The sequence below is a fragment of the Salinarimonas ramus genome (genome assembly GCF_014645695.1).
GTDB lineage: Bacteria > Pseudomonadota > Alphaproteobacteria > Rhizobiales > Beijerinckiaceae > Salinarimonas > Salinarimonas ramus.
Map to the genome: position 1 here is coordinate 251,363 of NZ_BMMF01000004.1, position 12,718 is coordinate 264,080.

13 protein-coding genes are annotated in these 12,718 nt (G+C 71.2%); 6 read left to right on the top strand and 7 right to left on the bottom strand.

The features are described 5' to 3' along the window. Nucleotides 1-118: 118 nt before the first annotated feature. Nucleotides 119-1,336 carry an ROK family transcriptional regulator gene (locus IEX89_RS07965; protein ID WP_188911852.1) on the bottom strand — a complete coding sequence of 406 codons (1,218 nt, stop codon included), beginning with the start codon at nt 1,334-1,336 and terminating at the stop codon, nt 119-121. 158 nt (nt 1,337-1,494) lie between these two features. Here IEX89_RS07965 and IEX89_RS07970 point away from each other — a divergent pair, with 158 nt between their 5' ends. The 3 genes from IEX89_RS07970 to IEX89_RS07980 all read left to right on the top strand — a co-directional run bounded on the left by IEX89_RS07970 (nt 1,495) and on the right by IEX89_RS07980 (nt 4,419). Beyond that, nucleotides 1,495-2,529: a substrate-binding domain-containing protein gene (locus IEX89_RS07970; protein ID WP_188911457.1), complete on the top strand. Its 1,035-nt coding sequence runs from the start codon at nt 1,495-1,497 to the stop codon at nt 2,527-2,529. A gap of 79 nt (nt 2,530-2,608) precedes the next feature. Then, on the top strand, nt 2,609-3,646 hold the full coding sequence (locus IEX89_RS07975) for an ABC transporter permease (RefSeq protein WP_188911459.1): 1,038 nt from the start codon (nt 2,609-2,611) through the stop codon (nt 3,644-3,646). Then, nucleotides 3,643-4,419 (top strand): ATP-binding cassette domain-containing protein, encoded by a 777-nt coding sequence (locus IEX89_RS07980; RefSeq protein WP_373290559.1) that lies wholly within the window; start codon nt 3,643-3,645, stop codon nt 4,417-4,419. The genes IEX89_RS07975 and IEX89_RS07980 overlap by 4 nt, the downstream gene beginning before the upstream one ends. A 224-nt stretch (nt 4,420-4,643) precedes the next feature. Here the strand turns inward: IEX89_RS07980 and IEX89_RS07985 are convergent, their stop codons facing one another. Both IEX89_RS07985 and IEX89_RS07990 read right to left on the bottom strand, forming a co-directional pair. Beyond that, entirely contained in the window at nt 4,644-5,345 is a 702-nt protein-coding gene (locus IEX89_RS07985) for an NAD-dependent deacylase (RefSeq protein WP_210317596.1), read from the bottom strand. 238 nt (nt 5,346-5,583) lie between these two features. Further along, nucleotides 5,584-6,036, bottom strand: a complete 453-nt coding sequence (locus IEX89_RS07990) for a DUF1489 family protein (RefSeq protein WP_188911854.1) — start codon at nt 6,034-6,036, stop codon at nt 5,584-5,586. A gap of 295 nt (nt 6,037-6,331) precedes the next feature. On the opposite strand from IEX89_RS07990, the gene rpsD reads away from it, so the two are divergent. Beyond that, nucleotides 6,332-6,949, top strand: coding sequence for a 30S ribosomal protein S4 (rpsD, locus tag IEX89_RS07995; RefSeq protein WP_188911471.1), 618 nt, complete (start codon nt 6,332-6,334; stop codon nt 6,947-6,949). Between the two features lie 97 nt (nt 6,950-7,046). Here the strand turns inward: rpsD and IEX89_RS08000 are convergent, their stop codons facing one another. From IEX89_RS08000 to IEX89_RS08015, 4 genes are all read right to left on the bottom strand, one after another. Further along, the gene (locus tag IEX89_RS08000) at nt 7,047-7,805 is read right to left on the bottom strand and encodes a Spy/CpxP family protein refolding chaperone (protein WP_188911473.1); all 759 of its coding nucleotides are present in this window, start codon (nt 7,803-7,805) and stop codon (nt 7,047-7,049) included. A gap of 136 nt (nt 7,806-7,941) precedes the next feature. After that, nucleotides 7,942-8,769 (bottom strand): slipin family protein, encoded by an 828-nt coding sequence (locus IEX89_RS08005; protein ID WP_188911475.1) that lies wholly within the window; start codon nt 8,767-8,769, stop codon nt 7,942-7,944. 10 nt (nt 8,770-8,779) lie between these two features. Next, nucleotides 8,780-10,177 (bottom strand): NfeD family protein, encoded by a 1,398-nt coding sequence (locus IEX89_RS08010; protein WP_188911478.1) that lies wholly within the window; start codon nt 10,175-10,177, stop codon nt 8,780-8,782. Then, nucleotides 10,174-11,286 carry a YihY/virulence factor BrkB family protein gene (locus IEX89_RS08015; protein WP_188911480.1) on the bottom strand — a complete coding sequence of 371 codons (1,113 nt, stop codon included), beginning with the start codon at nt 11,284-11,286 and terminating at the stop codon, nt 10,174-10,176. The genes IEX89_RS08010 and IEX89_RS08015 overlap by 4 nt, the downstream gene beginning before the upstream one ends. Nucleotides 11,287-11,486: 200 nt before the next feature. Here IEX89_RS08015 and IEX89_RS08020 point away from each other — a divergent pair, with 200 nt between their 5' ends. Together IEX89_RS08020 and IEX89_RS08025 are read left to right on the top strand one after the other, a co-directional pair. Then, entirely contained in the window at nt 11,487-12,260 is a 774-nt protein-coding gene (locus tag IEX89_RS08020) for a hypothetical protein (protein WP_188911482.1), read from the top strand. Nucleotides 12,261-12,271: 11 nt separating this feature from the next. Next, on the top strand, nt 12,272-12,706 hold the full coding sequence (locus IEX89_RS08025) for a phage holin family protein (RefSeq protein ID WP_188911484.1): 435 nt from the start codon (nt 12,272-12,274) through the stop codon (nt 12,704-12,706). Nucleotides 12,707-12,718: the final 12 nt, after the last annotated feature.

Sequence of the window (12,718 nt, forward strand, 5' to 3'; positions counted from 1 at the left end):
CAGGACCGTCTCCTGGCAGGCTCCTCGTGGAGCGGCATCTCCGCCCCCGCCGGTTCGAGCGGCGGGCTGCCGGTTCGGCCGATCGCGGTGCTCCGGCTCGGTCGATCGGACATCGTCGTCATCCACCGACCCTCGCCCGCATCAGCGTGTTCTGATCGATGAGGTAGCGCTCCGACAGCGCGAGCCCGGCGGCGCCGAGCGCCCGCGCCACGGGGCCGACGGCGCCCGCCCGCAGCGCCGGCATGACGATTCCAGTGGCCGGCAGGCGCGCCATCTCGCGCGCGGTCGCGTCGATGAGCCGGTCTCGCACGGCGGCCGGGAAGATACCGTCGACCACCGCGGTCTCGATCTCGACCAGCGCCGCGGCGGAGACGATCGCCATCGCGAGACCCGCTCCCGCCTGCTCGATCCAGGCCGTGAGATGCGGCTCGAAGGCGCTCCAGTCCCCCTGCGCGCGCCAGATCCCGGACGTGTCGATGCCCACGCGCTCGAGCTTCCGCTCGAGGTGGAGCAGGGAGGCCTCGTCGAGCAGCTGGCGGGGGCGCCCGTCCGGCCCGCGCAGCGGCAGGGAGCCGATGGCGGCGGCATTACCGTTCCGCCCGACGAAGAGCCCGTCGTTGAGCGCCAGCCCGCCGCCGACGAACGTCCCCACGAAGATCGTCAGCGCGTCCCCCACGCGCTCGCGCCCGCCGAACAGGATCTCCGCGGCGCAGGCGGCATTGGCGTCGTTGTGCAGCCCGACGGGCCGCGCGAGGCGCTCCGCCAGATGCCCGCGCACGTCGGCCTCGCGCCAATCGTCCATGGCGCCGGGCGGCGCGCCGACGATGTCGCTCCAGCTCCAGATCTCGAAGGGCGTGGCGATCCCCGCCCCCGCGAGGCGCTGCGCCCCCACACCAAGGCCGGCGACGAGGTCGTCCACCGTCCGGTCGATGAAGCCGAGAACCGCGGCGAGCTGCGGATAGGGATAGGCGATCGCGTGCTGAGCCCGCACGCGGCCGAGGAAATCGACCAGCACGACGTCCGTGGACCGCCGCCCGATCTTCACCCCGATCGCGTAGGCGCCGTCGGGATCGAGCGACATCGGCACGGAGGGCTGGCCCACGCGTCCCCGCTGGGGCGTTCCGCGCCGCACCAGCCCGTCCGCCTCGAGATGCCTCACGATCACGGATGCAGCCTGCGCCGACAACCCCGTCAGCCGCGCGATTTCGGTCTTCGTCAAGGGCGCGCCGCGCCACAGGAGCGAGAGCACGAGCCGCTCGTTGTAGGCGCGCACGCCCGTCTGGTTCGAGCCCCGGTGCAGCACCGCGGCGGCCTCTCTCGTGGTCTCGGCCCGCATGGTCGCCAACGCCCCCTCGCTCCAGGATGCGTCGGGGCGCCGCAGGGGTCAATTGATAATTCACAGTGATTTAATTATTGACACGCGATCGCGGCGGGTGTGCACTCCCCTCACGGCCGCATCGAACGGCCGATCGAGAACACACGGGAGGAACGACGATGCGCAATACGATCGCGCTCGCGCTGGCGAGCGTCGCCGGCGCGGCTCTGACGACGGCTCTCATCGCCACGCCCGCGGCGGCGCAGGAGACCACGGCCTGCCTCATCACCAAGACCGACGCCAACCCCTTCTTCGTCAAGATGCGCGAGGGCGCGGAGGCCGCGGCCGCCGAGCACGGCATCGAGCTCCAATCCTATGCCGGGCGCATCGACGGCGACGTCGACAGCCAGATCCAGGCGATCGAGAGCTGCATCGCGGCCGGCGCCGCCGGCATCCTGATCACGCCGTCGGATTCCGCCGGCCTCGTCCCCCTCGTCCAGCAGGCCCGCGACCAGGGCATCCTCGTCATCGCGCTCGACACCCCCTTCGAGCCGGCGGACGCGGCGGACGCCACCTTCGCCACCGACAACCGCCTCGCGGGCGAGCTCATCGGCCGCTGGGCGGCGGCGCAGCTCGGCGACGCGGCGGCGGACGCGAAGATCGTCTCGCTCGACCTCAACGCCATGGTCCCCACCGTCGATTACCTGCGCAACCAGGGCTTCCTCGCCGGCTTCGGCATCGACGTGAAGGACCCCGACGTCATCGGCGACGAGGACGACCCGCGCTACGTCGGCCGCGACGTGACGAACGGCAACGAGGAAGGCGGGCGCACCGCCATGGAGAGCCTGCTCCAGGCCCATCCCGACCTCAACGTCGTCTACACGATCAACGAGCCGGCGGCGGCGGGCGCCTACGAGGCGCTGCGTGCGGTCGGCCGCGAGGGCGACGTGATGATCGTCTCGGTCGACGGCGGCTGCCCGGGCGTGCGCAACGTCGAGGAGGGCGTCATCGGCGCCACCTCCATGCAGTTCCCGCTGCTGATGGCCTCCCTCGGCATCGACGCCATCGCGCAATACGCCGCCGACGGCACCCTGCCCGAGCCCTCGCCCGGCCTCGACTTCTTCAACACCGGCGTCGAGCTCGTCACCGACGAGCCGGTGGACGGCCTGGAGTCGATGTCCGCCGCCGAGGGCCTCGAGCGCTGCTGGGGCTGAGGCGCGGACCACCGCGCCGGCACCGCCCCACGGGGCGGTGCCGCTCCTGCCGTCTCGACGTCGCGTGACGAGGACCCGCATGCATCCCCCCGACACCACGGCCGAGAGCCACGCCTCGTTCGAGCAGCGGCGCACCGCGCTCGGTCGCGTGCAGGCCTTCTTGCACGCCTACCCCACCATGGTGCCCGTCGTGGTGCTCGGCCTCTCCCTCGTCGCCTTCGGGCTGATCGCCGGGGAGCGGTTCTTCTCGCCCTTCAACCTGTCGCTGATCATGCAGCAGGTTACGGTGATCGGCATCCTCGCGGCGGCGCAGAGCCTCGTCATCCTCACGGCCGGCATCGATCTCTCGGTGGCGGCGATCATGGTGCTCACCACGGTGGCCATGGGCCAGCTCGCCGTGGAGCTCGGCCTGCCGGCGGGCATCGCAATACCGCTCGGCATGGCTGTCGGCATCGCCTGCGGCACGCTGAACGGCCTCCTGGTGACGCGCCTCAAGCTCCCGCCCTTCATCGTGACGCTCGGCACGTGGAACGTGTTCTTCGCCCTCAACCTCTGGATCTCGGGCGCGCAGTCCATCCGCTCGCAGGCGATCGACGCGCAAGCGCCCATGCTCAAGGTCTTCGGGCAGAGCTTCGGGCTCTTCGGCACGCAATTCACCTTCGGCTCGATCCTGCTCCTCGCGATCTTCGGCGCGCTCTGGTATCTCCTCAACCGCACCGCCTGGGGCCGGCACGTCTATGCGGTCGGCGACGACAAGGACGCCGCCGAGCTCGCCGGCATCCGCACCGACCGCGTGCTGATCTCGGTCTATGCGCTGGCCGGCCTCGTCTGCGCCGTCGGCGCCTGGGCCGCCATCGGACGGCTCGGCTCGATCTCGCCGCAGAGCTTCTACGAGGGCAACCTGCAGAGCATCACCGCCGTGGTGATCGGCGGCATCAGCCTGTTCGGCGGGCGCGGGTCGATCATGGGCGCGCTGATCGGCGCGCTCATCGTCGGCGTCTTCCAGTCGGGCTTGCGCTTGGCCGGCGTCGACGTGCTCTGGCAGGTCTTCGCCATCGGCTGGCTGATCATCGTGGCGGTGGCGATCGACCAATGGATCCGGAAGGTGGCGTCATGAGCGAGCCCGTCCTTCTCGCCCGCAAGCTGACGAAGCGCTACGGCCGCGTGGTCGCCCTCGACGGCGCCGATTTCGACCTCTACCCGGGCGAGATCCTCGCCGTCATCGGCGACAACGGCGCCGGCAAGTCGACGCTGATCAAGGCCCTCTCCGGTGCCGTGCAGCCCGACGCGGGCGAGATGCGGCTGATGGGCGAGCCCATGCTCTTCCGATCGCCCATGGAGGCGCGAGCTGCCGGCATCGAGACCGTCTACCAGACGCTCGCCCTCTCGCCGGCTCTGTCCATCGCCGACAACATGTTCCTCGGCCGCGAGATCAAGAAGAGCGGCCCGCTCGGGCGCTTCCTCGGCGCGCTCGACCGCGGCGCCATGCGCCGGATCGCCCGCCAGAAGCTCTCCGAGCTCGGCCTCATGACCATCCAGGACATCGATCAGGCGGTGGAGACCCTGTCGGGCGGCCAGCGCCAGGGCGTGGCGGTGGCCCGCGCCGCCGCCTTCGGCTCGAAGGTGGTCATCATGGACGAGCCGACGGCGGCGCTCGGCGTGAAGGAGAGCCGGCGCGTGCTCGACCTCATCCTGGAGGTGCGCGCCCGCGGCCTGCCCATCGTGCTGATCTCGCACAACATGCCCCACGTCTTCGAGATCGCCGACCGCATCCACGTCCACCGCCTGGGCCGGCGCCTATGCGTCGTGCGCCCCGGCGACGTCTCGATGTCCGACGCCGTCGCCTTCATGACCGGTGCCAAGGAGCCGCCGGAGGCACTCGCCGCGTGACGCGGGAGGACCCCACTCTCCTTCCCTGTAAGGGAAGGTGGCGCGCCGCAAAGCGGCGTGACGGATGGGGCGTGGCGCGAAGCGACGCGTTCCGCGAAGCGGAAGCCTCGGTGTCCAGCGACGCACGTCCGTTTCGGCTGTGCCGAACGCGCGTCCCGCGCGCCCCATCCGTCTCGGCTTCGCCGAGCCACCTTCCCCTACAGTGAAGGAAAGGGCGTGCTTTCCTACATGCCGAGCACCGCCTCCACCCATCGCGGCACCGTCTCGCTCGCCCGTCCGTAATCCGTCTCGTCGAACAGATACGCGTTGTCGGAGGGATCGAGGTTGATCTCGCGCGTGGCGATCCCCGCCTGCCGCGCGGCGCCGACGAGCCCCGCCGCCGGGTAGACCGCGCCCGAGGTGCCGATGGCCACGAAAAGGTCCGCCGCCATCAGCCGCTCCTCGATCGCGTCGAGGTGGAAGGGGATCTCGCCGAACCAGACGACGTGCGGACGCAGCGTCCCCTCGCGACCGCAGGCCGAGCAGCGCGATCCTCCCGCGAGATCGCAGCGCACCTCCGCAACCGCCTCGCAGGCGGTGCAGCGCGCCTTGAGGAGCTCGCCGTGCATGTGCAGCACCTCGCGATGGCCGGCGCGCTCGTGCAGGTCGTCGATGTTCTGCGTGACGAGGGTGAGCCGCCCGCCCCGCTCGGCGAGCCCCGCCTCGAGCCGCGCCAGCGCGCGATGCGCCGCGTTCGGCTCGGCCGCCAGCAGGTTCTCCCGACGCGCGTCGTAGAAGGCCTGCACGGTCTGCGGATCGCGCGCGAAGGCTTGCGGGGTCGCGAGCTTCATGGGATCGAACTTCGCCCAGATCCCGCCCACGTCCCGGAACGTGCCGAGCCCGCTCTCCGCGGAGATCCCGGCGCCGGTGAGGACGAGAATGTTCATCGCAAGATCCGCCATGGCGCGAGCCTAGCGCATGCGACACCGACCGCGAAAGCAGGAGCGCCTCCCTCTCCTTCCCTGTAGGGGAAGGTGGCTCGGCGCAGCCGAGACGGATGGGGCGCGCGACGCGCGTGTTCGGCAAAGCCGAAACGAGGCGAAACCAGATCAGGCGACACACCCCACCGCTGGCCGCCTGCGGCGGCATTCCCCTTCCCTACAGGGAGGGAGGAAGGTCGCGCCTTCAGAGCAGCCCCAGCTCCGCCAGCTCCCGCCTCAAGCCCTCGGGCATCTCCGCGAGCCCCGCGGCCGCTTCGCCCGAGAGGTCGGCCGGCGCGTCCTTCTCCTCGAGGTAACGCCAGCCCTGAAACGGGCGGCACGGTCGCGGCTGGACCGGCACCACCACGGGTTCGAGCACGAGGTGGCAGCGCCCGATCCCGGCCTCGTCGGTGAAGGGGCGGATCTCGAGGAGCCGCTGGCGCGCGCAGAGCTGGCCCTTGATCACCCAGTAGAGCGAGCCGCGCCCGGCGATTTCGTCCATGCGCTTGGGCACCATGCGCGTCGTGTGCCGCTGCTCGTAGGCGCGCCCGGCGCGCTTCGCCCAGATCCGGTTCTCCTCGATCCAGCCTTCGAGATCCGCGATCGACTCGGCGCCGACGCAGAGCTTGAGCAGGTGGAGGGGAGCGCGTGCATGCATGGGAGGGATGTAGCGCGTGACGCGCGGGCGGTCGAGGCACGCGCGGGGGATGTCCACGGCGATATCGCCGCGGCGGCAGGCGCCCCGCCTTCGTTGACACCCGCGCCGTCCTCGTCTATGCCGCACCCCGAAGCGCGGGTCTCGCCACGAGGCCCGCGTTCTCGTTCACGCACCCGTGGATCCGGCCGGCAGGTCGGGCCTGTCGTCCCGATCGGTTCGCCGCGCACGCGGCTCGCCGCGAGGGAAGAGGAGGGCGCGTTCCTCGCAAGACCAGACAACGCAAAGAGGAACCGCGATGTCGAAGCGCATTGAGGCGAAGTACAAGATCGACCGCCGCCTCGGTCAGAACATCTGGGGCCGTCCCAAGAGCCCCGTCAATCGTCGCGAGTACGGCCCCGGCCAGCACGGACAGCGCCGCAAGGGCAAGATGTCCGACTTCGGCACGCAGCTGCGCGCCAAGCAGAAGCTCAAGGGCTACTACGCGAACATCACCGAGAAGCAGTTCCGCCGCTACTACGCCGAGGCGATCCGCCAGAAGGGCGATTCCGGCGAAAACCTGGTCGGCCTGCTCGAGCGCCGTCTCGACGCGGTGATCTACCGCGCGAAGTTCGTGGCGACCCCGTTCGCCGCCCGCCAGTTCGTCAACCACGGCCACATCCGCGTCAACGGTCGCCGGGTGAACATCCCGAGCTACCTCGTGAAGCCGGGTGACGTCATCGAGGTGAAGCAGGCCTCCAAGCAGCTCGTCGTGGTCCTCGAGGCCTCGCAGCTCGCCGAGCGCGACGTGCCGGACTACATCGACGTCGACCATTCCAAGATGGTCGCCACCTACGGTCGGATCCCGACCCTCTCCGAGGTGCCGTATCCGGTGCAGATGGAGCCGAACCTCGTCATCGAGTTCTACTCGCGCTGATCGCCCACGGGCGTCGCGCCGAGAGCCGAGAACGACGAAGCCGCCCGGGAGACCGGGCGGCTTCTTTCGTTTCACGAGCCGTGCGCGGCAGGGGCGCTCAGTGCCAGCCGCGGCCCCCGCCGTGCATGCCGTGATGCATGCCCCCGTACATGCCCCCGTGCATCCCGTGCTCCATGCCGGCGCGGCGCGGACGCATGTCGAAGCCGCCGAGCTCGCGCACCAGCACCGGCAGGAGCTCCTGCTGCTGCGCGTCGAGGCTGTCCCAGAAGGGCCGCATGGCCTGCGCCAGCCCGCCGATCTCCTCGGCCCGGGCGCTGGCGCCGGCGGCGCGGCGCTCGAGGCGCTCCATGAAGTCGCCGCGCGCGCCTTCACGCATCGCGCCGCGCATCTCCTCATCGCTCATCATCGGCCCGAAGCCGGGCGCGCCCGGGCGACCCTCGCCGCGGCGCATGGCGTCGCGCCGCTCGGCCATGGCCTCCCAGCGCTCCCGGCGCTCCTCGCGCATCGCCTCGCGACGGCCCTCGCGTGCCTGCGCCGCCGCGCGCCAGGCCTGCGCCACCGGCTCGAACAGGGCCGCCTGCTCGTCGGTGAGGTCGAGCCCGACGCGGATGCCGGCGAGGCGCGCGTCGAGGATCGCGCCGCGGTCGACGCCCCGCGCCTCACCCCGCATCTCGTCAGCGCGCATCATCTCGTGCCCGCCCATCATGCCTCGACCCATCGTACCTTGGCCCATCATCCCCTGCCCCATCATGCCCGGCCCGCTCCCGGGACCCGGCTGCTGGGCGAGCGCCGGCGCTCCGGCGAGGGCGGCGACGGTCGCCAGGGCGAGGAAGGTGGCGCGGCGTGACTGTGTCATGGCTGTCCTCGTTCGTTACGGGGCGCGCTGCGATGCGCGCGCTTCGAGACGCAATGTCGCAGGCCCCGGCTCCGCACGAGGTGGCCGGAACATGACGATTTGGTCATGAACGCACGAGACGAGGTCGGGTGCCGTCTCAGCCCACGGGCTTCTGCCAATCCCCGGAGGGCGGCTGCGCCGGCTTCGCCGCGGCGCCGCTCTCGCCACCGCCGACCTTCGACATGAACCCGCGCAGGAGATCGATGGGCACGGGAAAGACGATCGTCGAGTTCTTGTCGCCGGCGATGTCGTAGAGGCTCGACAGGTAGCGCAGCTGCATCGCCTCGGGGGTCTGCGCCAGGATGCCGGCCGCTTCCGAGAGTTTCTGGGAGGCCTGCATCTCGCCCTCCGCGTCGATGATCCGGGCGCGCCGGTTGCGCTCGGCCTCGGCCTGGCGGGCGATGGCGCGCACCATGCTCTCGTCGATGTCGACGTGCTTGATCTCGACGTTGGCGACCTTGATGCCCCAGGCGTCGGTCTGGCTGTCGAGGATCTCCTGGATGTCCGAATTGAGCTTGTCGCGCTCCGACAGCATCTCGTCGAGGTCGTGCTTGCCGAGCACCGAGCGCAGCGTCGTCTGGGCGAGCTGGCTCGTGGCCATCATGTAGTCCTCCACCTGGATGATGGAGCGATCGGCGTCGACGACGCGGAAATAGATCACCGCGTTGACCTTCACCGAGACGTTGTCCTTCGAGATCACGTCCTGGGAGGGCACGTCCATGGTGATGGTGCGCATGTCCACCTTCACCGCCTGCTGCAGGAAGGGGATGACGAAGATGATGCCCGGCCCCTTCACGCCCGTGTAGCGGCCCAGCGTGAAGACGACGGCGCGCTCGTATTCCCGCATGATGCGGATCGCGCTCGCGACGATGCCCAGCACGACGAGGGCGATGACGAGATAGGCGACGAGGTCGAGACCGAGCATCCGGTGCTCCTCAGGGTTCGGGGCGGGTGGTTGCGGAGCGCGGCGCGCCCGCTGCCGCGTCGGTGCGGAACGGCGTTCGGGACACGGTGAGGGTGAGCCCGTCGCGCGCGTGGACGTGGACGCGCTCGCCCGTCGCCATCGGCTCGTCGGCGCGGGCGCGCCAGCGCTCGCCGTGGATCTCGACCTCGCCGGCGAAGCCCTCCCAGTGGATCACCCGCGCGACCTCCGAGACGAGCGCCTCGTCGCCGCTCGCGGGGCGCCGGCGCAGGGCGCGCACCGCGGCGGCGAGGACGAGGGTCAGGAGCAGGGTGGTCGCCGCCGTGGCGGTGAGCGCGACCGCGGGCGAGAGCGTGAAGCCCGGCGCGTCGGTATCGAACAGGATGAAGGAGCCGAAGGCGAAGGCCGCCGCGCCCCCGATGCCGAGCGCCCCGAAGGAGGGCACGAACACCTCCGCCACCATCAAGGCGAGGCCGAGAGCCAGCAGCAGCACCCCCGTCACGTCGATCGGCAGGAAGTTGAGCGCGAACAGGCCCAGCAGCAGCGAGATCGCGCCGACCACGCCCGAGAAGATCATGCCCGGGTTCGCGAACTCGAAGACGATGCCGTAGACGCCGATGAGCAGCAGGATGTAGGCGATGTTGGGGTTCGTCAGCAGCGTCAGCGCCTCGACGAGGAAGCCGGCCTCGTGCTCCACGATGGCCGCCCCGTCGGTGTCGAGCCGCACGTCCGTCTCGCCCAGGCGCACCACGTATCCCGCCGCCTCGCGCACGACGTCGCTCGTGTCCGCGGCGAGGATTTCGACGATGCCGTCCTGCACCGCGTCCGCGGCGGTCGCGGTGGCGGCCTCGCGCACCGCGCGTTCGGCGAAGCCGACGTCGCGCCCGCGCAGCTCGGCCAGCGAGCGTATCCAGGCGACGGCGTCGTTCACGGCCTTGGCGCGCAGGTCGTCGCCGATGTCGCCGCCCATGCCCACCGGCGTCGCGGCGCCGAGCGTTGTGCTCGGCGCCATGGCGGCGAGATGGCTCGCATAGAGGATGTAGGTGCCCGCCGAGGCCGCCCGCGCGCCGGCGGGGGCGACGTGCGTCACCACCGGCACGGGCGACGCGAGGATCGCTGCGACGATGTCGCGGGTCGCGTCCAGGAGCCCGCCTGGGGTGTCGATGCGCAGGAGCAGCATGCCGCCCTCGGCGTCGCGCGCCTCGGCGAGCGCGTTCTCGGCGAGGAGCGTCGTCGCGGGGCCGATGGGGCCGTCGATCTCGGCGACGATCACGGTCTCGACCGGGTAGGCGGACGGCCCGTCCGGCGCCGCCCGAATCTGCGCGCGCGTCCCGCCGCTCTCGCCGAGCGCGCCCGCGAGGAGCAGCACGAGGCCGGCGAGGAGGCAGGTGAGCGCGCGCAGGCCCTTCATCGGCGCGCCTCCGCACCTTGCGTGTCGACCTTGGCGGGCCCGACCTGGTCGGCGACGACCGCCCCGCGGGCGCCCAGCGGCGATTCGGGTCGGCGGGTGGTGTCTCGTGCGGTCTGATGCTCCATCTCGGCGTCCAGCTCCGCCCCGACGAGCAGGATGACCGTGGAGATCCAGGCCCACATCATCACCGCCGCGATCGTGCCCAGCGACCCGTAGGTCGCGGAGAAGTCGGTCAGGTTCGAAACATAGTACGAAAATCCTGCCGAACCGATAAGCCAGACCGCGGACGCCGTGAGCGAGCCCGGCGTGATCCAGGCCCAGCGCGCGGGCACGCGGCTCGGTCCGTAGCGGTAGAGCGCGGCGATGCCGATGTTCGCGACCACGAACAGGACCAGCGTCGGGAACACGGCTATCAGGAGCCGCCCGATCCCGCCGAGCGGAAGAGCCGCGAGCACCACCGGCACGCCGACGACGACGTTCACGAGGATCATCGTGAAGACGAGCGTGGCGAGCGTGAACAGGAACGAGCGCCCGTAGAGCGAGACGAGCGAGCGCTTCTCCTGCTCGCCGTAGATGACGTTGAGCGCGTCGAAGAGCGCGAGCACCGCGCCGTTGATGATCCACAGGGCCACCGCCAGCGTGATGGCGAGGGTGAAGCTCAAGGTCCCGGTCTGCGCGGAGATGAGCCTATCGAGCTCGCTCGCGAGGAGCTCGAGCAGGCCCGTCGGCAGGAAGCCCTCGAGATCGTCGAGCTGCTGCGAGAGCACCTGCGGGTCCGCCACGAGCCCGAAGAGCGCGACCAGGGCGGCGAGCGAGGGCACGATGGCGAAGACGAGGAAGAAGGCGGCGCCCGCCGCGTTGGGCGCGATGCGGTCGCGCGTGTAGCCCTCGATCACGCGCCAGAAGACGTCTCTCAGCCCGCGCCGGGGGATCGCCCACGGGCTCGTCGCGTCGCGGCCGCGCCCGTCCTCGCGGGCACGCGCCTGCGAGATCGTCAGCGGCTCGCGCCCGCGGCCCGCTGGCCGCCTGTGGCGGCGCGGCGGCGGCGGATCGTCGACGTGGCTGCGATCGGCACCGCTCTGGCTTCGGTCGTCGTCTCCTTCGCGCACGAGGTCGCTCCGTCTTCGTTGCACCGGATCGGGCCTGCAGCCTTCCGCGAGGCGCGGCCGTGTGCGGACCTTGTGCGAACGCGCCCGCGATGGAAACCGTTCGTCGCGCGTGACGAAGCGTCGCCATTGCCGACTCGAGCCCGCGGAACCCTGTCGTCTCTCGCGCGGTTGAGTGGCCACACAGACAGGAGGGCGAATTCATGACCGTCAGCGCTCAGAATGGCGACGACCGCGCCCGCGCCGATTGGGACGATCTCAAGCGCGAGGCCTCGGATGCCGCGCGCGACACGGCCGAGGAAGCCCGCGATGCGGGCTACGCCTTCGTCCATGGCGCGCGCGATCGTGCGGCCGACTACCTCGAGCGGCGCAAGGAGAGCGCCGTCCAATCCATCGACGACGTCGCGCATTCCCTGCGCGAGAGCTCGGAGAACTTCGACGACCGGCCGAACCTGCGCCTCTTCGTGGACAGTGCGGCGGACGGGCTCGAGAACCTCGCCGAGGAGATCCGCGACCGCAGCTTCATCGAGGTCTATGCCGACGTGGAGCAGTTCGCGCGTCGCCGTCCCGCGGTGTTCGCCGCGGCGGCGGGCGTGGCGGGCTTCATGCTCGCGCGCTTCCTCAAGAGCTCGGCCGAGGAGGTCGAGGCGCGCGCCGTCTACGGCGACGAGATGCGCGCGCGTCGCAGCGCGCGCCGCTACGGCGGCGGCGACTACGCGCCCGGCGCCGACGCGGCCGGCTTGAGGCCCACCGGCGGCCATGCCGCGGAGCGCACGCCGCCCGGCGAGACCCGTACGGGTCCCACCGGAACGGAGTCCGGGCGGAGCAACTCGTCGGCGACGTCGAGCTCGCATGCGGGTAGCGACGTGTCGGGCACCCGCACGCCCGATCGTGCGGGCTCGCAGCCCGGCACGGCCAACGCCGCCTCGGCGCAGGCCGCCGCCAACGCGGCCGCGCGTCCGCGCGGCGAGAGCTGAGGAGGCGCGCCATGGACCATCGTGATCCCGCCGTCGATGCCGACCTCGCGCGCCGCAACGCGCGCGAGGGCGCATCGATCCAGAGCCTCGTCGCCGAGGCTCTGCGCGAGGCCACCGACCTCGCCCGCAAGGAGGTGGCGCTCTTCCGGGCCGAGATGAGCCACAACGTCAAGCTGCTCGTCGCCGGCATCGTGGCGCTGCTGGCCTCCAGCGTGTTCGCCATCGCGACGCTGGTGCTGCTCACCGACGCCTTCGTCGACTGGCTCGCCGTCGTCGTCGAGTCGCAAGCCCTGGCCTCGCTCATCGTCGCGGGCGTGATGCTCGTGATCACCATCGCGCTCGTGATGTACGGCCGTTCGAAGCTGTCCTCCGCGACGCTCGAGCCCACGCACACGATCCGCTCGGTGGAGCGCGACGGCGACGTGCTCTCGCACCGCCGGCACTGACCGGAAGGGAGA

Coding starts and splice junctions, on each gene's coding strand:
- IEX89_RS07980 (WP_373290559.1), top strand. CDS start 3,643: ATGAGCGAGCCCGTCCTTCTCGCCCGCAAGCTGACGAAGCGCTACGGC.
- IEX89_RS08000 (WP_188911473.1), bottom strand. CDS start 7,805: ATGACACAGTCACGCCGCGCCACCTTCCTCGCCCTGGCGACCGTCGCC.
- IEX89_RS08025 (WP_188911484.1), top strand. CDS start 12,272: ATGGACCATCGTGATCCCGCCGTCGATGCCGACCTCGCGCGCCGCAAC.
- IEX89_RS08020 (WP_188911482.1), top strand. CDS start 11,487: ATGACCGTCAGCGCTCAGAATGGCGACGACCGCGCCCGCGCCGATTGG.
- rpsD (WP_188911471.1), top strand. CDS start 6,332: ATGTCGAAGCGCATTGAGGCGAAGTACAAGATCGACCGCCGCCTCGGT.
- IEX89_RS08010 (WP_188911478.1), bottom strand. CDS start 10,177: ATGAAGGGCCTGCGCGCGCTCACCTGCCTCCTCGCCGGCCTCGTGCTG.
- IEX89_RS07965 (WP_188911852.1), bottom strand. CDS start 1,336: ATGCGGGCCGAGACCACGAGAGAGGCCGCCGCGGTGCTGCACCGGGGC.
- IEX89_RS07970 (WP_188911457.1), top strand. CDS start 1,495: ATGCGCAATACGATCGCGCTCGCGCTGGCGAGCGTCGCCGGCGCGGCT.
- IEX89_RS08005 (WP_188911475.1), bottom strand. CDS start 8,769: ATGCTCGGTCTCGACCTCGTCGCCTATCTCGTCATCGCCCTCGTCGTG.
- IEX89_RS07985 (WP_210317596.1), bottom strand. CDS start 5,345: ATGAACATTCTCGTCCTCACCGGCGCCGGGATCTCCGCGGAGAGCGGG.
- IEX89_RS07990 (WP_188911854.1), bottom strand. CDS start 6,036: ATGCATGCACGCGCTCCCCTCCACCTGCTCAAGCTCTGCGTCGGCGCC.
- IEX89_RS07975 (WP_188911459.1), top strand. CDS start 2,609: ATGCATCCCCCCGACACCACGGCCGAGAGCCACGCCTCGTTCGAGCAG.